Here is a 22,436-nt window from a genome sequence, read left to right as displayed (position 1 = left end):
TTTTATAGCATTCACACTGGCGCTGTCTTACTCTCACTGGGTATAGATGAACAATAAAAGGAAGCGTGAATGACGGCACAACAGCCTGTCAATCAACAAGATTTTGCGCTTGTTGAGCAATTCTTAGATGCAATGTGGATGGAGCGCGGTCTGTCAGAGAATACGCTGGCTTCGTACCGAAATGACTTAATGAAGCTTCTCACTTGGATGGAGCATCATCGTTACCGCCTCGATTTCATCAGTTTGTCTGGACTTCAAGAATACCAAACGTATCTGGTGGATTTGGATTACAAGCAGACGTCACGTGCTCGTATGCTATCAGCCATTCGCCGTTTGTTTCAGTATCTTCACCGCGAAAAAGTGCGTGCCGATGACCCAAGTGCCTTGTTGGTCAGCCCGAAATTGCCACAACGCTTACCGAAAGACATCAGCGAAGAGCAAGTGGACGCACTTTTGGACGCGCCAGATCCGAATGATCCGGTAGAACTGCGCGATAAAGCCATGCTTGAGTTGTTGTACGCGACTGGGTTGCGTGTGACAGAACTCGTCAGCCTGACGATGGAAAACATCAGTTTACGTCAGGGCGTCGTGCGTGTGACGGGTAAAGGTGGCAAGGAACGTTTGGTGCCGATGGGGGAGAATGCGATCGATTGGATTGAAACATTCATCCAGCAAGGTCGCCCTGCATTATTGGGAGATACGTCTTCTGATGTGGTATTCCCAAGTAAACGAGCACGCCAAATGACTCGTCAGACGTTTTGGCATCGTATCAAATACTATGCTGTCATTGCTGGTATCGATACCGACCAGCTTTCGCCGCACGTTTTACGCCACGCGTTTGCAACGCATTTATTGAACTATGGCGCAGATCTCAGGGTCGTACAGATGCTGCTAGGGCATAGTGACTTATCGACCACGCAAATTTATACTCACGTGGCGACTGAACGATTGAAGCAGATCCACAGTCAACACCACCCAAGAGCATAATGATGGCTTGCTTCATCCTTTTTGATTGGATGAAAAGAATTTATTTAAAGGTGACTTTAATGAGCGTATTACGCCGACTAACTCTGCTGACTTTACCATTCTTTATTACCGCGTGTGGTGCGGAAGAAAGTCAGGCAAAAACCGAAACTCCTGCACAACAGGCTGCGCCAATGGCGCAACAACACTTTGATGAAGCGGCGCTAAAAGCGAAGTTCTCGAAACTAGGTCTGTCTATTATTGATATTCAACCTTCAGACGTGGCGGGCCTGCTAGAAATTCAAACCAACGGCGGCATATTGTTTGCGTCAAACAATGGCGATCACTTTATTGCAGGTACGCTATACGCGATTGATGACAACGGCGGTTACAAAGACGTACTTGCAGAACGCCAAGCGCCTTTGAATGCTGAGAAAATTGCTAAGTTTGCAGACAGCATGATCGAATACAAAGCGGACAACGAAAAGTACGTGGTGACGGTATTTACTGACATCACTTGTGGCTACTGTGTTCGTCTGCATAACCAAATGCAGGGCTACAATGATCTAGGTATTACTGTGCGTTACATGGCATACCCTCGCCAAGGTGCGACAGGGCCTGTTGCTGAGCAAATGGCAACGATTTGGTGTGCAGAAGATCCAAAAGCGGCGATGCATAACGCGAAAGTGAGCCGCACTTTCGATAATCCAGCGAAAGATCTTGAGCAATGTAAAGAGACCATTCAAGCGCACTACAACGTTGGTCGTCAGTTAGGTATTTCAGGTACGCCTGCAATCTTCCTTCCAAACGGTGAGATGGTTGGTGGTTACTTACCGCCAGCTGAACTACTGAAACGTTTAGAGCAACTGTAATCCTTTAAGGAGCAGAGCCGACGCAATAGTCGGCTCTTTTCAAGCATGATAGAAATTCAACGACGTCCCGAACCGGATCTTTCCCTTCTCCCAGATTCCATTCCTCCGATCTTAAAACGCATTTACATCAATCGCGGTATTACTGACATCGCGCAGCTAGAAACCTCTGCTCGTGGATTGCATTCGTACCAAAAGCTTGGCGGCATTGAGCAGGCGGTTGAGTTGTTGTTCCAAGCGATTCAAGAGCAAAAACGCATCATCGTGGTGGGTGACTTTGACGCAGATGGCGCAACGAGTTCTGCTCTTTCTGTATTGGCATTGCGTATGCTTGGCAGCAATAACGTCGATTACTTGGTGCCGAACCGCTTTGAAGATGGCTACGGTTTGAGCCCAGAGGTGGTCGATCAAGCATTGGAACTTGGCGCAGAAATGATCATGACGGTCGACAATGGCGTATCGTCGATTGAAGGTGTGCGCTACGCCAAAGAGAATGGCATTACCGTATTGGTGACAGACCACCATTTGCCAGGACAAGTTCTACCAGAAGTGGATGCGATGGTGAACCCAAACCTCGACAGTTGTGCGTTTCCTTCTAAAGCGTTGGCTGGCGTTGGTGTGGCGTTCTATCTGATGATGGCGTTGTGCGTCCACATGCGAAAACACAACTGGTTTGCTCAGCAAGGCATGCAAGAGCCGAAACTGATGGAGCTGATCGACCTTGTCGCACTGGGCACTGTTGCTGATGTTGTGCCGCTTGATGAGAACAACCGAATTCTGGTGCATCAAGGTTTGCAACGCATTCGTGCGGGGAAAGCGCGCCCAGGTATTCAGGCACTGATTGAAGTGGCGAAACGCGATGCGCGACGTTTGGTGGCATCGGACTTCGGCTTTGCATTGGGGCCGCGTATTAATGCCGCTGGCCGTTTAGACGACATGTCTTTTGGTGTTGAGCTGCTGATGTGTAACAACATCCACGCCGCACGTCGCATGGCCAGTGAGCTTGATGGACTCAATCAGACTCGTAAAGAGATTGAAGAAGGCATGAAGCAAGAAGCGATGGCGTTTTGTGAACGTTTGCAGTTTGGCGAAAACAGCGAGCTGCCATACGGCTTATCGCTGTTCCAGCGCGATTGGCACCAAGGTGTGATTGGTATTCTCGCTTCGCGTATCAAAGAGAAATTCCATCGCCCAGTCATTGCCTTTGCTGACGGTGGTGAAGGGACGATCAAGGGTTCTTGTCGTTCGATTCCTGGATTACACATGCGTGATGCGTTGGACTTCATCGATACGCAAAATCCAGGTTTGATCATCAAGTTTGGCGGTCACGCGATGGCGGCAGGCTTAACCATCAAAGAGCAAGATTTTGAGCGTTTCAGTCGTTTATTCGATGAAGTGGTGAAAAAAGAGCTCGACGAAGCGGCTCTAAAAGGCGTGATTCTTACTGATGGCGAGTTAAAACCGGAAGAGTTTTCTATGCACATTGCGGAGCAGTTGCGCGCTGGTGGGCCATTCGGACAAGCTTTTCCTGAGCCAATCTTTGATGGTGAGTTTAAGGTGTTGCACCAAAAATTGGTGGGAGAAAAACATCTTAAACTGATGTTGGAGCCTTTATACAAAGGGCATCCGACCAATGTGATGATTGATGGAATTGCATTTAACGTCGATTTACGCCGTTGGCCTGACGCATCGGTCAAAACTGTACGTTTGGCCTACAAGTTGGATGTGAATGAATTTCGTGGTAACCAATCATTGCAACTGATGATTGACCACATTGAAGCCAAGTAATACCTAAGCTTTTCTTAAATATAGAGTACGGTTGCCCTTAAGCGGGTGTAAAATTTTATGACCGTGCTCTTTCGAAATTAGATTGCGGAGATATGAAGGTATTACTTTGCTGATACAATTCTGCCTTATGGTTAGTCAGTATAATTAATATTAAAGGCGACCAAGCTAATCATATTTTTAATAAATTATATTTAAATTTCGTATTTTACAAAAAAGATCTCATTTATTTGTATGAAAAAATAAAGTCTTATTTTTTGTGTGTATAGTAAAACTTTGTTGATTGTTTTGAGTTGAATATGAAAAATAACATAGCTTTTTTAAGTCTTATATTAAGTGTTCTAAGTTACGATGCTATAGGTGGCCTTGAGGGGCAAACGGTAACGTTCCACCGAGATTATGCTGGAAAGAATTTTGGTCAACCTAAGACTATTACCGTTGTCGATGGGGACTCAGATATCTTTAATGTTCAGCATCACGAAAAAATAAATATCGATAACAACAAAATTGCTATCAGATACATCAATAATAATCAGTTTGGTATTGAAGAAAAAACTTTTAATGGCTACATTTTGCGAGGCTATCAAGGTGAAGTTGAAAGTGTAACTCTACTACGAGACGATGCTGGGATTTATAAAAACTCTTGGTTTGACGATGATGGTATTCATATTAATTTGGGGGGACCATTCAGTCGGGGTGATATTCTAGAGTTTGAAATCTTATTAGTTGGTGATAATGATGTTAGTTTAGAACGCTGTGAAGTTAAGATCACATCGCAATCGAATGAGATTAATAAGGATGGGGGTAAACTATATTTTGATACTTCTGCTAGTTCATTAAACTTAGTAACGTCTAATGAACTGTATAAATACTTAAACTTCCCAACAGGTGAAGTTTTAACAATTGATACACCACAGGAGTTTAAGCTTTCAGATATTCCTATAAAAGAGTTAGGTTGGACTCTAACAATTCCAGAGTGGTATCCAGCAGGAATTTATACCGTTAATTATGCAGGTATTAACCTTAAAGATGGTTCGATTTGTAAAGATTCCGTTAGTTTTACAAAACGACACTATTAGCAAAATTTTGCGTAATTGAATGTAAAGTAGACTAGGCGCTAGCATTTTTAAAGCATACATTCACTTTAATGACTAAGGTTAAATGAGTTTTTCACGTGTAAATGTAATGTTTGATGCCGTGATCGATGGGGCTCTTTAAGGTGTTTTTCCTATTGTCCAGCGTTTGCATGTTGTTTAGGTAAACGCTTCACTGCTCATTTTATTAAAAAGTTGTGACTAGTAAAAATAAGGTTCCAGCCCCTCTATAGAGTACGGTTGCCCTTAAGCGGGTGTAAAATTTTATGACCGTGCTCTCTCTAATCGTAATCTGATTTCTCAGCCGAAATTTTCCTGTATCTCCGTCACATTTTTCAGTAGAATTTCTCGGTTAAATTCTATTCTAAAATGTTGAGCAAACATGTTTGAAATCAATCCAATTAAAAACCGTCTTCAGGACGTGTCTGAGCGCACGAATGTCCTGAGGGGGTATCTTTGACTATGACGCGAAGAAAGAGCGTCTAGAAGAAGTCAACGCAGAACTTGAACAGCCAGATGTATGGAACGAGCCTGAACGTGCACAAGCACTAGGTAAAGAACGTGCATCACTTGAAGCCGTAGTTGAAACTATTGATCAACTAGAGCAAGGTGTAGAAGATGTTGATGGTCTTCTTGAACTGGCTGTTGAAGAACAAGACCAAGAAACGTTTGATGAAATCGAACCAGAACTTGCAGAGTTGGAAGAGAAGCTTGCGCAGCTAGAATTCCGCCGTATGTTCTCTGGTGACCACGATAGCTCTGATTGCTACATTGACTTGCAAGCAGGTTCAGGTGGTACTGAGGCGCAAGACTGGACCAACATGATGTTACGCATGTACTTACGCTGGGCAGAAGCGAAAGGCTTCAAGGCGGAAGTAATCGAAGTATCTGAAGGTGAGGTTGCGGGTCTTAAATCTGCAACGGTTCGTATCTCTGGTGATTACGCTTACGGTTGGCTACGTACAGAAACTGGTGTTCACCGTTTAGTACGTAAATCGCCATTCGATTCAGGCGGCCGTCGTCATACGTCTTTTGCGTCTGCGTTCATCTACCCAGAGATTGATGAAAACATTGCTATCGACATTAACCCTGCTGATCTGCGTATCGACGTTTACCGTGCGTCAGGTGCGGGTGGTCAGCACGTCAACACCACTGAATCTGCGGTACGTATTACGCACGTACCAACGAATACTGTGGTGCAGTGTCAAAACGACCGTTCTCAACATAAGAACAAAGATCAGGCAATGAAACAGCTTCGAGCGAAGCTATTTGAGCTTGAATTGCAAAAGCAAAACGCGGAAAAACAAGCTAATGAAGACGCTAAGTCTGACATTGGCTGGGGTAGCCAGATCCGTTCTTACGTATTGGATGATTCACGCATTAAAGACCTCCGTACGGGCGTTGAAAACCGTAATACTCAAGCGGTTCTTGATGGCGATCTGGACAAATTTATTGAAGCTAGCCTGAAATCAGGCCTATAAAGCTTTTCACCGACAAAAACAGGATACATCGAAAATGACTGATGCTGTTCAAAACGAAACTGTACAAGAAGAAAACAAGCTGATTGCTGAGCGCCGCGCTAAACTGGACGAAATCCGAAAGAGCTGCAAAGCAAACGGCCACCCAAACGACTTCCGTCGTGACGCACTAGCGGGCGACCTTCAAAAAGAGTTCGGTGAAAAGACTAAGGAAGAGCTAGAAGAGCTTAACCACGTAGTAGCGATCGCTGGTCGTATTATGGCAAAACGTGGTCCATTCCTAGTAATTCAAGAAACATCTGGCCGTATCCAAGCTTACGCAGACAAAGAAGTTCAAAAAGAACTGAAAGAGAAATACCAAGGTCTTGATATCGGTGACATCATCGGTGTTAAAGGTGCGCTACACAAATCTGGTAAAGGCGACCTATACGTGAACATGGAAGAGTACGAGTTGCTAACAAAAGCACTTCGTCCACTTCCTGAGAAGTTCCACGGTCTGACTGACCAAGAAATGCGTTACCGTCAGCGTTACGTAGACCTAATCGTTAACGAAGATTCTCGTAATGCATTCGTTGTACGTTCTAAAGTTATGTCTGCAATTCGTAACTTCATGATCTCTAAACAGTTCATGGAAGTTGAAACGCCAATGATGCACGTGATCCCTGGTGGTGCAAGTGCACGTCCATTCATCACGCATCACAACGCGCTAGACATGCCAATGTACCTGCGTATTGCGCCTGAGCTATACCTGAAGCGTCTAGTTGTTGGTGGCTTTGATCGCGTATTCGAAATCAACCGTAACTTCCGTAACGAAGGTCTTTCTCCACGTCACAACCCAGAATTCACAATGATGGAATTCTACATGGCGTACGCGGATTACAAAGATCTAATGGACTTCACTGAGGAACTACTAAGCTCTGTAGCACTAGAAGTTCTAGGTTCAACATCAATGCCTTACGGTGAAGATACTGTTGAGTTTGGCGGTAAGTACGCTCGCATGAGCATGTTTGAAGCAATCAAACACTACAACCCAGACCACGCTCAAATCCAAGCGCTAACGGAAGAAGATCTACAAAACCGCGAACTAATGGTTTCTATCGCGAAATCTGTTCACGTTGAAGTAGAACCTTTCTGGACTTGTGGTCAGCTTCTTGAAGAGATCTTCGGTGAAACTGCAGAACCTAAACTAATGCAGCCTACGTTCATCACTGGCTACCCAGCGGATATTTCTCCACTGGCACGTCGTAGCGATGACAACCCATTCTTCACAGACCGCTTTGAGTTCTTCATCGGTGGCCGTGAAGTAGCAAACGGCTTCTCAGAGCTTAACGATGCAGAAGACCAAGACGCGCGCTTTAAAGCACAGGTTGAAGCAAAAGAATCTGGTGATGACGAAGCGATGTTCTACGATGCAGACTACATCACTGCACTAGAACACGGTCTACCACCAACAGCAGGTCAAGGTATCGGTATCGACCGCCTAGTTATGCTGCTAACTAACACGCACACCATCCGTGACGTGATCTTGTTCCCTGCAATGCGCCCACAAGCGTAATTCTTTGCTGAACAATGACAAAAAAACCACCTTCGGGTGGTTTTTTTGTATCTTTAATTTCCTAAAATTCAATAGGTTGCATTTTGATTTTGATGGCATATGCAAATAAGTATTCGCCAAATCTCAATCTATTGCATAGTCTTAATATTGAGACAGACTTCGAGCGTCGTAGTCTCGATAATGTTACCCGTTCGCAAAGATGGGTTTGTGGCGCGAAATTTCTATCAACAAAAGAATAAGGGTTAGAGAATGGCTGGGCAGTTTAAGATGGATTCCATCCCGGGATCGCTTGTGGTAGTTGGCGGTACTTATGAGCCTTGGTTATCAGTACTGGAACAAGTTGGCTGGAAGTGTCACCAAGTAGGCGACTTACGCAAAGCTAACACGTTATTGGAAGATATTGGGCCTTGTATCGGTATCGTTGACCTGAGCCATGACGAGTTTAGCTTGAATGGTCTGGCAAACTTAGTGAGTTCTCATAAGCACGTGCGTTGGCTGGCGTTTATTCGTGAGTCTCAGCTCGGCACAGACACCATCTGCCAGTTCATCGTTAACTTCTGTATCGACTTTTTTACTGCCCCAATCCCAGATGCCCAACTGTTGAGTACCATCGGCCACCAACTTGGTATGCTCAAGCTAGAGAAAAAAGTTTGGCCAAGCTTTGGCAATAGCCTCGATATGGGGCTGATTGGCGAATCTATCCCGATGAAGCGCTTACGCGATCAAGTTAAGCGAATTGGTCCTACGGACGTGAGTATTCTGATCTCTGGCGAGAGCGGTACTGGTAAAGAAGCGGTTGCTCGTGCAATTCACAAAGTATCTTCCCGTTCTCATAAGCCCTTTATGTCGATTAACTGCCGCGCTTTGAATGAGCAACGTTTCCAAGCGGAAGTCTTTGGTATTGCTGCGGATGCTGAGATGGGCCCAAGTCTGTTGGAACAAGCAGATGGCGGTACTGTGTTGTTTAATGACATTCTGACCATTTCGAAAGACCAGCAAATGAACCTGTTAAGGTTTTTGCAAGAGGGCACGATTGAAACGCGCGAAGGTGTGAAGAATGTGAATGTGCGTATTCTTGCTGCTAACTCGTCAGACGTAGAAAAAGCTTTGATTGATGGCGACTTCAACGAAGAGTTGTACCATTACATCAATGTACTTCGTATCAACGTACCAAGCTTGAAAGAGCGCGCGAGTGACATTGCACTACTAGCTCGCTTCTATCTGCAAGAGTTCTCTAAAGAGTACAACTCTCAAGCAAAAAGTTTCTCTGAGGACGCTTTGAAAGCTCTGACTCGTTACTTCTGGCCTGGTAATGTTCGCGAGTTGATGAACCAAGTTAAGCGTGCGGTGTTGATGTCTGACAGCGTGATGATTGAAGAGCATCATCTCGATTTGCCGCAACGTAATGATTCAAAACGCAGTTTGAAATCAATTCGAGAAAAGAGTGAGCGTGATGCGTTATTGGTCGTGTTGGAATCGCACTCAGGTCAAGTTTCCAATGCAGCGAAAGAACTTGGTGTGTCGCGTGCAACTATGTATCGACTACTTAACAAGCACAACTTGATTTCCGATCAAGCGATGTAATTCAATGAGTGAATCGAATTGAAAGAGCGACCTTGCTGGTCGCTCTTTTTCGTTGTATACGTTCTGATTTATAAAACTCGAAGTTTTATATATTCCCTAGATGAATATGTTATATGAAAAAACATATGCAACTTATCTTCAGGGTATTGATTTGTTTTTTATCGAAAGCATAGAAATTGTTTGATATATATTCATCAACGCTTACAATTTAGCCATAACTCGTTGAGTTATATCACTTCACACACGGATTATTTTTTTAGCTAGGAGGCGCAAGATGAAACATTACGTTGTTAACACCACTGCTTGCGCTGATCGTATGTCTAAATCTCCGATAGCTTTTAAATCGGATATTAACGATACCACTGGCTCACAAGATAAAAATTAATCCGTAACCTAATTTATGTTTACTAGGCTGCGGAAAAGTAGCGGCTTAGTCTCAACAGATCTCTCTGTGTCTCTGCGTACTATTTTTCCCAGTCGATCATTTATCGTTTAATTGGAGAAAAATTATGCGTCACTCAATTTACTTAACATTGGCGACTTTGCTTATTAAAGCGGATTTAAAACGTGAAGAGAGAGAATGGCAACGTACCGTGCGCCGCAGTTCTCATGATGTTCCATGGACCAATGTTCATTTATTAAGGGATATTGGTTTAGATCGTGAAGGGCGAGTTACTCAAACCAGCATGCCTGAAGCGGTTAAAGTTGAACGTCGAGTTCGTCATCTTCGTCGAGTGCTAACTGCGCGAATACCGACGTAATCTATAGCGTGTTGAGCTTCCAACATGATGCTTTAGTTAACCCTAAAAGCTCAACACGCTGTAAACGCATATCGAAATAGATTTGTTCTAAGTGCTATTAACAGGCAGACCTATGTGGTCAGCCTGTTTGCTTTTATGGACATGGGTTAGAGTAGGTAGTACCGATCGCTTGAATGTCTGTTAACAGCTCATCACTAAGCTTGATATCGATGCTGTCAATGTTGGCTTTAAGTTGATCAAGGTTGGTCGCACCGATGATATTGGAAGCGACAAATGGACGTTGATTGACGAACGCCAATGCCATTTGCGCAGGATCTAGGCCATGCTCACGTGCCAAGTTCACGTATGCTTCTGTCGCTTTGACGCCTTGAGGTGTGAAGTAACGAGCGAAACGCTCCCACTTAGTACAGCGTGCACCTTCTGGTTTTGCGCCATGTAAGTATTTACCACTCAAACAACCAAACGCCAGAGGTGAATACGCTAACAGTTGGACACCTTCATAATGGCTGATTTCAGACAAACCCACTTCGAAGCTGCGGTTGAGTAGATTGTATGGATTTTGAATTGAAACGATACGCGGTAAATCATGCTTCTCCGCTAAACGAAGCAAAGACATCACCCCCCAAGGTGTTTCGTTAGATACGCCGATGTAACGCACTTTACCCATCTTAACCAGTTCAGTTAATGCTTCTAGGGTTTCAATTAACGTCACTTCTTCTTGCTTGTCTGGGTAAGGGTAGTTGAGTTGGCCAAAGCAGTTAGTTTGACGCTGTGGCCAGTGAAGTTGGTACAAATCTACGTAATCGGTTTGGAGTCGTTGAAGGCTAGAGTCGATGGCATCATGGATATTGCGACGATTTAAACTCATGTTTTCACGGATGTGAGGCACATTGCGCGGCCCTGCCACTTTCGTCGCTAGAACGACTTTTTCTCGCTTGCCGGATTTTGTCAGCCAGTTGCCGATGTATTGTTCTGTTAGGCCTTGTGTTTCTGCTTTTGGCGGAACAGGGTACATCTCTGCGGTATCAATGAAGTTCACCCCATGATCGACAGCAAAGTCGAGCTGCTCAAAAGCTTCCTGTTCGGTATTTTGCTCACCAAAAGTCATAGTGCCGAGGCAGATTTTACTGATCTCGAGTGATGAGTGCGGTAGTTTGGTGTATTGCATTTCACTTCCTTGAAAAATAGCCAACTGAATAGGTTATCCATCAATATATGGGATTTTTGGTCGCTATCGCAAATCATTTACGTATAAGCGCAAGTGTGGCTCGAAAGGTATTCATCCCCCAACTACACTAAAAAGATCTTGTGAAGGAGGTGCACTATGCAGAAGCATCAACTGGACATGTGGCTACATGGTCAACATAAAGACACCTATACGTTACCCAAAGTATTTGTCATTGGGTGTTCCGATGTCTCTGACTATTTGCTAGCTGTGGAATACAAGCACCAGCTAGAGCCGATTAAAGATGGAGAGGAACCGCTTCATTTTGGTTCTTTAGATTTGGTGAAAGAAGAGCTGCTCAGGTTAGGTATCGACAAAGCTTATTTGCGGTTACACAACGCTTACGATGAGTGCGGTAGTGAGGGTACTGCCTCTTACTGCGATATCGAATTATCGTTGGTTACCCATTAGAGTGAACAGATGAGTTACTCAGATTGCACATTGATATAGTGCTTCAGTAAGATCTGTTCGGTGAATTGTGTTCGCAGGTAAAAGCCTCGTGGTAGCGTCTTCATTGGTTTCCCGTTGGAGCTATAGGCTTCAGTTAGTGCTTTGGCATTAGCGGCCTTTGGGCGTAAGTGAAGCGCTTCGCCATGTCTGGCTGAAATTTGATCAAATTTGCCAAAGACGATCATTTCCATCAGTTCTTCCCAGTCATTTCGTAAGATCTGCTCTTCTTCTTTATCTGGCGACCAAATAAGAGGTGTCCCTACACGACGCTCGGCAAGGGGGATTTCTCGTTCACCTTCTACAGGAACCCACAATACGCGCGAGAGCTTATTGCGCACATGGCTGGTTTCCCATGTCAGTCCTTGAACACCAGTTAAGGGTGCAACGCATACAAATGTAGTTTCTAACGGTCGTCCGTTGTAGCCAATTGGAATGCTCTTTAACTCGATACCAAGTTTGGAAAAGTCTTGTTGAGGTTTGCTACCCGCAGGAGCGCCCAAATGCCATTCCAGCAATTGTCCCACCCAGCCTTTATCGCGTTTGAGGTTTTCTGGAACGATCATCTCTGCTTCGTCCGCTAATTCCGCAAAACTGAGTCCGGCAATATCGTGAGCGCGTTCCATTAACTCCGCTTCTGATTGTGGTTCTGGTTTCATAATAACTGCATGACAATGGAAAAATCCTAGTCTAACAAATTTCAACAAAATCTACTGTCCAAGATTTCATCGAGATGGATTAAGAATGATCAATTCATAACTTATCCACAGATATAGGTGCATATAAGTGGATCTACTGATGGGCTGGATGAATAAACAGGGGTTTTGAAACGTTTTTAGGCTTGATTTTATGTAGATGTCATGAAGTTAGAGAATGAATGTGTGGATAAATAACCGATCGGTTGATCTTTGACCGATCTGAGTTTGGTGAAAAGATCATCAGAATTGACAAGATCGTTTTATCACCAGGTTTGTTTTTAAGTTTATATTTATCATTGAGTTATGGTTGGTCGTTATTTTTATTGATGAGTAAGAGAATAATGCTTTTGATTGAAAATCGGAGTTGATATGGAATTCTTCACAAAGTTATTCACAGAAAAGGTGAATAAATGTGGGCAATGTCTCACTCTTGTGTTGATAAACTTTAATTTGATTAAAAGATATCCAATAACGGTGAAAAGGTAATAAATCTTGCTCATATCACATCAGTAAGTTTGCTAGTAATGGGGATATGTGGAAAAATCACGGTAATAAAAAATTATTCATAGAGGTTAGCCAGTGATAGATGGCGATGGTTACCGACTGAATGTTGGTATTGTGATATGTAATAACCATGGTCAGGTCTTCTGGGCTAAACGATACGGGCAACACTCATGGCAATTTCCACAAGGTGGGATTGACGAAGGTGAAACACCTGAACAGGCGATGTTCAGGGAGTTGTATGAAGAAGTCGGATTAACGAAAAAAGACGTTAAGATCATTGCAACAAGTCGTCATTGGTTAAGATATAAACTACCAAAGCGATTGGTGCGTTGGGACTCCAAGCCTGTTTGTATCGGCCAAAAACAGAAATGGTTTCTGCTGCGATTGGAATGCGATGAATCGCGCATCAATATGCAGCGCGGGAAATCCCCTGAATTTGATGGTTGGCGCTGGGTGAGCTATTGGTATCCAGTTAGGCAAGTTGTTTCTTTCAAGCGTGATGTTTATCGTCGAGCGATGAAAGAGTTTGCATCTTTAGCCATGCCTTTTCGAGAGAGAAAAGCGAAAGGGAAAAGAAAAAAGCAACAACGTAGAGGATAGTCATGCTCAGCCAGCTAAGGGAAATAGTTGAGAAAGTCTCCAGAGTCGATGATGTGCATCTGGCACTCGATATATTGGTAAAAGAGACTTGTGCCGCCCTTCGCACTGAGTGCTGTACTATCTATCTCGCCAACGAAGAAATGCAGCGCCTTGAGTTGATGGCAACTCAAGGCCTTATTTTTGAAGGCGATAGCATCCACATTAATTTCAATGAAGGTTTAGTTGGTCTCGTTAAACGCAGCGCAGAACCTCTTAACCTCGCAGAAGCCTCAAAACACCCTGAATTTAAATTCTTCCCGCAGCTTGGTGAACAGGTTTATCACTCTTTCCTCGCCACTCCAATCATCCATCGCAAACAAGTATTAGGTGTATTAGTCATTCAGCAAAAGACGCCACGATTGTTTAGTGAGATGGAAGAATCTTTCTTAGTGACCTTATCTGCACAGTTAGCCGTGATCATCGCTCACGCGCAAAGTTTAGGTCATTGGCAATTAGCCTCAAAACCGACGGTTCTTAAAGGCTTGCCTGCATCAACGGGTGTCGCCATCGGAGAGTTTTGGTTTGACAACACGCAGCCGAGTTTGTCGGACGTATTCCCGTCTTCCACGCTGGATAAAGAGCGAGAGCAAGAGCTGCTGTTGGTAGCGATTGAGCGTGCGCTGAATGACTTCCGCCGGATGCGGAAAAAGTTCGACAGCGAAATCAATAAAGATGCGTTAGCGATATTCGATTTGTTTACCCATTTGCTTAATGATCCAATGCTGCGCGGCGATCTTAAGAAACAGATTGAAAAAGGCGATCGAGCGGATTGGGCGCTGCGTCAGGTAGTCGAAACTTATTCAAACCGCTTTGCTCGTATGTCAGATGTCTATTTGCGTGAACGAGCACAAGATATCCGAGAGTTGGGGCAAAGGTTGCTGTATTTTCTACACAACAGTGAGCAAGAGAATGCGGCCATCGATCGTCCTATCATCTTAGTGGCCAATGAGCTTACTGCGACTTTGTTAGCATCGGTGCCGAAAGAACATTTATTAGCGGTTGTTTCGCTTGAAGGGGGCGCAAACTCACACGCTGCAATTCTTTCGCGCGCATTGGGTGTGCCGGCCGTTATGGGCGCTAACATCAATACGGATGTGGTTAACGGCAAATTAGGCATCGTTGATGGCTATACGGGCGAGATTTTTCTTGAGCCCAACCGCCAGCTGTTGCGTGAGTATCGCAGTTTAGTTAGTGAAGAGTCAGAGCTCTTCGCGATGGTCAATAAAGATCTCGCGTTACCTGCCGTAACGTTAGATAACCAGCACATTGAAGTGATGCTGAATGCGGGTCTCAGTGCCGATAGCAACATTGCCATTAATACGGGCGTCGATGGTGTCGGTTTATATCGAACTGAAATTGCATTTTTACTTCAACATCACTTTCCATCGGAAGATGAGCAGTATCATCAATATCGAGCAATATTAAACAGCTACTCGAGCCAACGCGTGGTGATGCGTACTCTGGACATCGGTGGTGATAAACCATTGCCATACCTGCCAATCGAAGAGGACAATCCGTTTTTAGGTTGGCGCGGGATTCGCTTTACGTTAGATCATCCTGATATCTTTTTGATTCAATTGCGTGCGATGCTAAGAGCCAGTGCTGAAAGTGGTAATTTAAGTATCTTGTTACCCATGGTATCTGGTATTAAAGAGCTGGATGATGCGATGACGCTGATCAACCAAGCCTACAGCGAAGTTGTCTTGCTTGATGAGCGTATCCAGGCTCCAAAGGTCGGGGTGATGATCGAAGTACCATCGATGGTATATCTGCTTCCTGCCATCGCGCATCGAGTGGATTTTGTCTCTGTTGGTACTAACGACTTAACTCAGTATTTACTGGCGGTGGATCGGAACAATTCCCGCGTCGCTGATGTCTATGAATCCATGCATCCGGCAGTGCTGTTAGCACTCAAACAGATTCATGACGTGTGCGATAAATATCATGTGCCAGTGTGCATCTGCGGTGAATTAGCCGGTGATCCATTTGGTGCACTCTTATTACTTGGGTTGGGATACACCAGCTTAAGTATGAACACATCTAACGTGGCTAAGGTGAAGTATTTGATTCGTCATAGCCAACAACAGGAACTAGAAAAACTAGCGGAACAGGCGATGACAAAATCGTACGGAGAGGAGATTCATCAAATGATGCATGATTTCTTTATCCAACAAGGTTTTGCAGGCTTCGTTCGTGCAGGGAAAAAGTAGGTAATCGTGACCGTCTCTTTATTTTTGTTATTGCTGGCGCTGGGCGCTTTTGTTGGTGTGATGGCGGGGCTACTCGGCATTGGGGGCGGATTAATCGTCGTACCTGCGTTGTTATTTTTGCTGCCTTGGGCGGGCATTTCTCCAGAAATGAGCATGCACATGGCGCTTGCGACATCTCTGGCAAGCATCATCGTCACATCAGGTTCTTCTGCTCTCAACCATCTTAAACTTGGCAACGTAGATATGTTTGTTGTGAAGTGGCTAATGCCCGGAGTGGTGATTGGCGGTTTTGTTGGTGCCAACATTGCCGAATGGATCCCAACTCATTACTTGCCGAAAGTATTTGGTGTCATTGTACTGTGTCTAGCTGTACAGATGTTCCGATCCATTAAAGTAAAAAGTGAGAAGCCAATGCCGAGTAGTCCGGTCACTATGATGTACGGAACGGGAATTGGTGTGGTTTCGAGCTTAGCTGGTATCGGTGGTGGTTCTTTATCGGTGCCTTTTCTCAACAAGCACGGCGTAGAAATGCGTAAAGCGGTCGGCTCATCGTCAGTTTGTGGCTGCATCATCGCCATCTCTGGCATGATCGGCTTTATTTTGCACGGCTATAAGGTTGAAGGCTTACCTGCGTACAGTATTGGTTATGTTTACCTTCCTGCGTTACTTGCGATTGCGATGACTTCGATCTTGACCACGAAAGTGGGGGCGAAGCTCGCGACCAATCTTCCTACTGCGGTATTAAAGAAAATATTCGCAATATTCTTGATGTTTGTTGCAGCAACAATGCTGCTGTAAGTTTATTCCCAAGTTATTCACGCTGAACCGAGCATTTGAGGTGACTTGGGTATATTGGTTTTATTTGTAAATAAGAAGAGAATGATTTATGTCTCAGGGATACCTTCAATTTCCCAATATTGATCCGGTTTTAGTCTCTATTGGTCCTGTTTCAATTCGTTGGTACGGTTTGATGTACCTCGTCGGTTTCATGTTTGCATTGTGGTTGGCGAACCGCCGTGCTGACAAACCAGGCAGCGGCTGGACTCGAGAGCAAGTCTCTGATCTACTTTTCGCGGGCTTCTTAGGGGTCGTCATCGGTGGTCGCGTCGGTTACGTTATCTTCTATAACTTTGAACTGTTTTTAGATGATCCTTTGTATCTCTTCAAAGTTTGGACTGGCGGTATGTCGTTCCACGGTGGTTTGTTGGGTGTGATTACGGCGATGTTCTGGTATGCACACAAGAACGGTCGTACCTTCTTCGGCGTTGCTGACTTTGTTGCGCCTCTTGTGCCATTTGGCTTGGGTATGGGCCGTATGGGTAACTTCATGAACAGCGAGCTTTGGGGGCGTGTAACAGATGTGCCTTGGGCTATCATTTTCCCAAATGGCGGGCCTTTACCACGTCACCCATCGCAACTGTATGAAATGCTGTTAGAAGGCGTAGTGCTGTTTTTCATCTTGAACTGGTTCATCAAAAAGCCTCGCCCATTGGGTTCGGTATCAGGGCTATTTTTAGCTGGATATGGTACATTCCGCTTCTTAGTCGAGTTCGTTCGCGAACCGGATGCTCAGCTTGGTCTATTTGGTGGTTATATTTCGATGGGACAAATTCTATCAACGCCAATGATCGTGTTGGGCATTCTGATGATGGTTTGGGCTTACAAACGTGGTCTTTACCAAGACAAAGCTCAAGTTAAAACGAAGTAAGGTATTGGTGTGAAACAGTATTTAGATTTGTGTCAACGCATCGTTGATCAAGGTGTTTGGGTTGAAAATGAACGTACAGGTAAACGTTGCCTGACGGTAATCAACGCGGATTTAACCTACGATGTTGCGAACAATCAATTTCCATTGGTAACGACGCGTAAAAGTTTTTGGAAAGCTGCAGTGGCTGAGCTACTTGGCTACATTCGTGGTTATGATAATGCTGAAGATTTCCGTAAATTAGGCACCAAAACGTGGGATGCGAACGCCAACCTAAACGACGCTTGGTTGAATAACCCATACCGTAAGGGTGAAGACGACATGGGCCGTGTATACGGCGTTCAAGGTCGTGCGTGGGCAAAACCTGATGGTGGTCATATCGACCAGCTACGCAAGATTGTGGATGATTTGACTCGCGGTGTTGATGACCGTGGTGAAATCTTGAACTTCTACAACCCTGGTGAGTTCCATATGGGGTGCTTGCGACCTTGTATGTACAGTCATCATTTCTCGCTACTGGATGACACTTTGTATCTCAACAGTACACAGCGTTCGTGCGATGTGCCGCTTGGATTGAACTTCAACATGGTTCAAGTTTATGTGTTCTTAGCGATCATGGCGCAAATTACGGGCAAGAAGCCAGGCCAGGCATTCCATAAAATCGTTAACGCGCACATTTATGAAGATCAGCTTGAGTTGATGCGTGATGTTCAGTTGAAGCGTGAACCGTTACAAGCCCCAACATTCCATATCAATCCGGAGATTAAATCTCTAGAAGATTTGGAAACTTGGGTGACACTGGATGACTTTTGGGTAGAAGGGTACGAACACCACGATCCAATTCGTTATCCATTCTCAGTGTAATCACGCTGGTTCTTGATACTACAAAAAGCTCCGAATGGAGCTTTTTTGCTTTTGCGATGCGTTTGAGTTTCGTTACTTCAATGCGCTAACGATATAGCGATGAATCGGGTTAGTTTGCTTCGGAGTCGATAGTGCAGGGCTAATGAACTTCGGTTGAGTGAAAATCCCTTTATTAACGAGAGAACGGATCAGATCGAAATACTTTAATTCCGTTTTACCACATAGCAGCAGTGAAAAATCATCCCCTAGCTTATCGTACGCGTTGAGCACTTCTCTAAATCCTCTCAGGTACAAATAATCTTTAGTTAAGCCACCACCGCGGTATACGCGCGAAGTAATGGTAAAGGCTTGAACGTCAGACGCTTTGTACTGCTCCTTCAGCAACATAAAGGTGTGGCGGAAATCGCGCTCTTTAATCATGGATTCTACAGCAAGCACGCGAAGAGCTAAGGTTCTTAAACGTTTGATACTGAAGTGTCCAGAGAGGTACTCACACAAAATTGCCAACCCTTCCTGCGTATTGGTATTGGCAGGGCAACCTAAACTAAGCACTTTAAGTGGCTGTTGACGGCCATTAAGCGTAGTTAGCAAATGCACGCCCATCTCGTGGTGTGCCAGCGCTTCAAGCTCGTCAGTTGTGATGTGCGCAGCGCTGTTAATCTTCACTCGAGAGCCTGACACCAAAGCGTTTGCTAGCATGCCATCTAAGATTTGAATTTCACATTCATACCCATTTTTATCGGCGAAGCTTTGCATGAAATGAGCAATGGAGCGGCTATCATGCTCTGGTTTGCTCTCTTCTTCTGTCGGCAGATGCAAAATGAAATGTGCGTTCGCAATGTCTTTCGCACTTGGCTCACCGTAATAGCGCAGAGAGTTGTATAGGAACTCTTGCGTACCTATGGTGTTGACTTGATCAAGTTTGTCGGCGTAAGACTGAATGACATCCTCATAAAGCTTTTGTAACTGAGCATCTTCGATGTGTTCCAAAGGCAATTCGTACAAACGGCGTTTTGACTGATGAGTGTCAAGAGGCGCTTTCTGGTACTGAAAGTTAGGTTCTTGCGAGTACTTATTACTGATGAACCTTTCTCGCTCTTGGGCGTAATTAAGCGGGTTTACGCTGCTAAGAATATCAATATCAGTGACTAATTGAGTGAGGTTTTCATCTATTGCTAATAGCTGGCTAGAAATTGGTTCATTAAACTGAGCCATGTCGTTCAACTCCATGTGAAGGTAAGACCTTTTCAACTAAGCGCAGAGTACCTGTCAGTCATCGAAGACAACTATGGGAGGCAAGAGCCGTTATCCACTGTGTATATGACCGTCTCTGTACTTTTGGCTAACGGTGATTGTATTGAAAGAGGTGGAGCCAAACTATCATTGAGTGTTTGGTTTGAACAACAAATATTTCTCAGTCTCAATCGGAGTTACATCAGCTCTCATTTTTGCATCATGATTACAGATACAAAAAAGGCCCCACAACGTGGAGCCTTAAACAATAAGCGATGGTTGGTATTATCAGGTTGTCAGAGCTAGGATTGCGCCTGGCAGAATGATGAATACAGACATCAGGTAGCCACCCACAACGGCTTTGTTTTTGATAGCAAGCTCTGAAATCATTTCAGCGCCTTTTACTGGGATTTCACGTAAGAACGGAATACCAAAGATAAACAGTGTCGCCAAAATATTAAAGGTTAAGTGTACTAGCGCAATCTGAAGAGCAAACACAGCAAACTCACCAGATACGGCGGTAGCTGCAAGTAGCGCAGTGATACACGTACCGATGTTCGCACCTAGAGTGAATGGGTAAATGTCACGAACTTTAAGAACACCAGTACCTACAAGTGGAACCATCAAGCTTGTTGTTGTTGATGAAGATTGTACCAACACCGTCACGATCGAGCCTGATACGATACCGTGGATAGGACCACGACCAATTGCATTCTTCAGAATATCGCGAGCACGGCCAACCATTAGGCTCTTCATTAGCTTACCCATTACTGTGATAGCAACGAAGATTGTAGCGATACCTAAAGCAATTAGAGCCACGCCACCCATGGTGTCACCAAATGTTGATAGCGGTTCTTTGATAGCAGAAACAACAGGCTTAGTGATTGGCTTGATGAAGTCAAAACCCTTCATGCTCATGTCGCCAGTGTTCAATAGTGGCGAAACCAACCAGTGAGAAATTTTCTCTAGAATGCCGAACATCATTTCCAAAGGAAGGAATATCAGAACAGCAAGAAGGTTAAAGAAGTCGTGGATCGTCGCACTAGCAAATGCGCGCTTGAATTCTTCCTTACAACGTACGTGACCTAGTGAAACCAAAGTATTGGTCACTGTGGTACCAATATTGGCACCCATTACCATCGGAATCGCTGTCTCTACAGGTAGACCACCTGCAACTAAGCCCACAATAATAGAAGTTACAGTACTTGAGGATTGGATTAGGGCTGTTGCTACTAGGCCGATCATAAGACCAGCGATAGGGTGAGATGCAAACTCAAACAATACTTTTGCTTGGTCGCCAGTTGCCCATTTGAAACCGCTACCAACCATAGATACTGCTAGAAGAAGCAGATACAGCATGAATGCCAAGTTAGCCCAGCGTAACCAACGAGTCGTGCTCGAGATAGGCGCTGCTGTTGAAGTAGCTTGGTTCATCATAATTTTCTCCGTTGACCTTTAAGTTCGTTTTTCGGTCTTAAGTTGAAACTTCGGGCGATGTTAGAGAACAAATATTTCAGTAATATTACAGATTGATTTCTGTGGGCACTTTTTATTGTGCTTTTTAATAGTTCAAAAAAGATAGCGGATTATCCTGTTTTAATTTATTGAAAAATATAGGCTTTATTGGTTTTATAAACTGAGATTTTTTTGATGAGAATTCGATAAAAAGTGCGTTTTACTTCAAGTTTTATGACAATACTGAGATTGTATTTTCGGTAAAACTTAATTTTAGTTGGTTAAAGTGATGGTTTTGCCGAGTATCTTGTCTGTCTCTGTCACATTTGGTATAAAAAGCATCACCTTCTTTTCTGGAATTGGCCGATGTCACATCTAAATTACAACCATCTTTATTACTTCTGGATGGTGTGCAAGCAAGGCTCTGTTACCAAGGCCGCGGATGCGCTTTTTCTCACTCCTCAAACGGTGACCGGGCAAATCAAAGCGCTTGAAGAGCGGATGAAAGGTAAGCTAACCAAGCGAAACGGCCGTACTGTCGAACCAACAGAACTCGGACAATTGGTCTTCAAATATGCGGATCGTATGTTTGGTTTAAGCTATGAGATGCTTGATATTGTGAACTACAGTCAGCACTCCAACATTTTGTTTGAAGTTGGTGTAGCCGATGCGCTGTCAAAACGGCTAGTTAGTAAAGTACTGATGACAACCGTGCCTGAAGACAACAGTATCCACTTACGTTGTTACGAGTCGACGCACGAACTGTTATTAGAACGGCTATCGCAGCACAAGTTGGATATGATTCTTTCTGATTGCCCGGTGGACTCGACGCAAAGCCCAGGCCTTTATAGTAAGAAGCTTGGCGAGAGTAGCATGAGTTTCTTTGCATCTTCTGACATTCCAGACGTCAAGTTCCCTGAAATTTTGGAAAAGAAAAAGCTGTTGATCCCAGCAAGTCGAACGGCGATGGGGCGAAAAGTCATTCAATGGTTTGATCGCCAAGGATTACAACCAGATGTCTTGGGAGAGTTTGATGACGTCGCGTTGATGAAAGCCTTTGCGAGATACCGTGATGATGTAATCTTTTTGGCGCCGACGGTTTACATGTCAGAAATCGAAGATGACCGCAGCTTACAGTTGATCGGTCATGTTGAGGATTTGAAAGAAGAGTATTACGTTATTTTCGCCGAGCGAATGATTCAGCATCCTGCGGTAAAAAACGTATGTGATGCTGATTTCAGTCAAATGTTTGAGTAAACCCGTATCGTTGCTCAAATAAATAGATTACTATCGATAAAAATATAAATCTAAATGATACCTAAGTAATTCAAGATACTTGGTTTAGTGAGCAAAATTATTTCTCGTCG

The 22,436-nt window shown here is 44.3% G+C and carries 19 protein-coding genes; 15 read left to right on the top strand and 4 right to left on the bottom strand.

Translation table 11 applies throughout. The annotated features are described in order from the left end of the window. Positions 1-69 precede the first annotated feature (69 nt). The 8 genes from xerD to ACF8CV_RS19975 all read left to right on the top strand — a co-directional run bounded on the left by xerD (position 70) and on the right by ACF8CV_RS19975 (position 10,089). A complete protein-coding gene (gene xerD / locus ACF8CV_RS20010) occupies positions 70-987 on the top strand; it encodes a site-specific tyrosine recombinase XerD (protein ID WP_020904209.1) in 918 nt (305 codons plus the stop codon). A gap of 59 nt (positions 988-1,046) precedes the next feature. Continuing rightward, on the top strand, positions 1,047-1,835 hold the full coding sequence (gene dsbC / locus ACF8CV_RS20005) for a bifunctional protein-disulfide isomerase/oxidoreductase DsbC (RefSeq protein WP_025524967.1): 789 nt from the start codon (positions 1,047-1,049) through the stop codon (positions 1,833-1,835). Positions 1,836-1,880: 45 nt separating this feature from the next. Continuing rightward, positions 1,881-3,620, top strand: coding sequence for a single-stranded-DNA-specific exonuclease RecJ (recJ, locus tag ACF8CV_RS20000; RefSeq protein ID WP_005459404.1), 1,740 nt, complete (start codon positions 1,881-1,883; stop codon positions 3,618-3,620). Between the two features lie 296 nt (positions 3,621-3,916). Continuing rightward, on the top strand, positions 3,917-4,696 hold the full coding sequence (locus ACF8CV_RS19995; RefSeq protein WP_021487234.1) for a hypothetical protein: 780 nt from the start codon (positions 3,917-3,919) through the stop codon (positions 4,694-4,696). A gap of 397 nt (positions 4,697-5,093) precedes the next feature. Next, positions 5,094-6,192 (top strand): peptide chain release factor 2 gene (gene prfB / locus ACF8CV_RS19990; RefSeq protein WP_097371395.1). Its coding sequence is split into 2 segments (ribosomal slippage): positions 5,094-5,168 and positions 5,170-6,192, totalling 1,098 coding nucleotides; the frame shifts between segments, so codons are not numbered across the junction. 34 nt (positions 6,193-6,226) lie between these two features. Further along, entirely contained in the window at positions 6,227-7,744 is a 1,518-nt protein-coding gene (gene lysS / locus ACF8CV_RS19985; RefSeq protein WP_005459407.1) for a lysine--tRNA ligase, read from the top strand. Between the two features lie 249 nt (positions 7,745-7,993). Beyond that, positions 7,994-9,328 carry a cyclic-di-GMP-binding transcriptional regulator VpsR gene (vpsR, locus tag ACF8CV_RS19980; RefSeq protein WP_005459408.1) on the top strand — a complete coding sequence of 445 codons (1,335 nt, stop codon included), beginning with the start codon at positions 7,994-7,996 and terminating at the stop codon, positions 9,326-9,328. Between the two features lie 509 nt (positions 9,329-9,837). Then, positions 9,838-10,089: a hypothetical protein gene (locus ACF8CV_RS19975; RefSeq protein WP_021822653.1), complete on the top strand. Its 252-nt coding sequence runs from the start codon at positions 9,838-9,840 to the stop codon at positions 10,087-10,089. Between the two features lie 133 nt (positions 10,090-10,222). Here the strand turns inward: ACF8CV_RS19975 and ACF8CV_RS19970 are convergent, their stop codons facing one another. Then, on the bottom strand, positions 10,223-11,257 hold the full coding sequence (locus ACF8CV_RS19970; RefSeq protein WP_005459412.1) for an NADP(H)-dependent aldo-keto reductase: 1,035 nt from the start codon (positions 11,255-11,257) through the stop codon (positions 10,223-10,225). A gap of 156 nt (positions 11,258-11,413) precedes the next feature. Here ACF8CV_RS19970 and ACF8CV_RS19965 point away from each other — a divergent pair, with 156 nt between their 5' ends. Continuing rightward, the gene (locus tag ACF8CV_RS19965; RefSeq protein ID WP_005481791.1) at positions 11,414-11,725 is read left to right on the top strand and encodes a DUF6482 family protein; all 312 of its coding nucleotides are present in this window, start codon (positions 11,414-11,416) and stop codon (positions 11,723-11,725) included. 14 nt (positions 11,726-11,739) lie between these two features. Here ACF8CV_RS19965 and mutH read toward each other — a convergent pair whose 3' ends face one another. Further along, positions 11,740-12,420, bottom strand: a complete 681-nt coding sequence (mutH, locus tag ACF8CV_RS19960; RefSeq protein WP_021450221.1) for a DNA mismatch repair endonuclease MutH — start codon at positions 12,418-12,420, stop codon at positions 11,740-11,742. A 618-nt stretch (positions 12,421-13,038) separates the two neighbouring features. Between mutH and rppH the strand changes: the two genes are divergently transcribed. The 5 genes from rppH to ACF8CV_RS19935 all read left to right on the top strand — a co-directional run bounded on the left by rppH (position 13,039) and on the right by ACF8CV_RS19935 (position 18,381). Next, complete coding sequence (gene rppH / locus ACF8CV_RS19955; RefSeq protein ID WP_005457789.1) at positions 13,039-13,563, top strand: RNA pyrophosphohydrolase; 525 nt, start codon at positions 13,039-13,041, stop codon at positions 13,561-13,563. Positions 13,564-13,565: 2 nt separating this feature from the next. Next, positions 13,566-15,812: a phosphoenolpyruvate--protein phosphotransferase gene (ptsP, locus tag ACF8CV_RS19950; protein ID WP_005497165.1), complete on the top strand. Its 2,247-nt coding sequence runs from the start codon at positions 13,566-13,568 to the stop codon at positions 15,810-15,812. A gap of 6 nt (positions 15,813-15,818) precedes the next feature. Continuing rightward, positions 15,819-16,610 (top strand): sulfite exporter TauE/SafE family protein, encoded by a 792-nt coding sequence (locus ACF8CV_RS19945; RefSeq protein ID WP_138938677.1) that lies wholly within the window; start codon positions 15,819-15,821, stop codon positions 16,608-16,610. Between the two features lie 88 nt (positions 16,611-16,698). Continuing rightward, positions 16,699-17,520: a prolipoprotein diacylglyceryl transferase gene (gene lgt / locus ACF8CV_RS19940; RefSeq protein WP_025441314.1), complete on the top strand. Its 822-nt coding sequence runs from the start codon at positions 16,699-16,701 to the stop codon at positions 17,518-17,520. Positions 17,521-17,529: 9 nt separating this feature from the next. Further along, positions 17,530-18,381: a thymidylate synthase gene (locus tag ACF8CV_RS19935; RefSeq protein ID WP_005481388.1), complete on the top strand. Its 852-nt coding sequence runs from the start codon at positions 17,530-17,532 to the stop codon at positions 18,379-18,381. 72 nt (positions 18,382-18,453) lie between these two features. Here ACF8CV_RS19935 and ACF8CV_RS19930 read toward each other — a convergent pair whose 3' ends face one another. Both ACF8CV_RS19930 and ACF8CV_RS19925 read right to left on the bottom strand, forming a co-directional pair. After that, the gene (locus ACF8CV_RS19930) at positions 18,454-19,596 is read right to left on the bottom strand and encodes a flavohemoglobin expression-modulating QEGLA motif protein (protein ID WP_021487239.1); all 1,143 of its coding nucleotides are present in this window, start codon (positions 19,594-19,596) and stop codon (positions 18,454-18,456) included. A gap of 306 nt (positions 19,597-19,902) precedes the next feature. After that, a complete protein-coding gene (locus ACF8CV_RS19925) occupies positions 19,903-21,051 on the bottom strand; it encodes a Na/Pi symporter (protein ID WP_005497177.1) in 1,149 nt (382 codons plus the stop codon). Positions 21,052-21,435: 384 nt separating this feature from the next. Here ACF8CV_RS19925 and nhaR point away from each other — a divergent pair, with 384 nt between their 5' ends. Beyond that, positions 21,436-22,326 (top strand): transcriptional activator NhaR, encoded by an 891-nt coding sequence (gene nhaR, locus ACF8CV_RS19920; protein ID WP_005457134.1) that lies wholly within the window; start codon positions 21,436-21,438, stop codon positions 22,324-22,326. Positions 22,327-22,436 lie beyond the last annotated feature (110 nt).

It is taken from the genome of Vibrio sp. zbq_1, from assembly GCF_043102935.1.
Classification (GTDB): Bacteria; Pseudomonadota; Gammaproteobacteria; order Enterobacterales; family Vibrionaceae; genus Vibrio; species Vibrio parahaemolyticus.
Note: the sequence above shows the minus strand (reverse complement) of the source record. Positions and strands in the feature narration are given on the sequence as shown.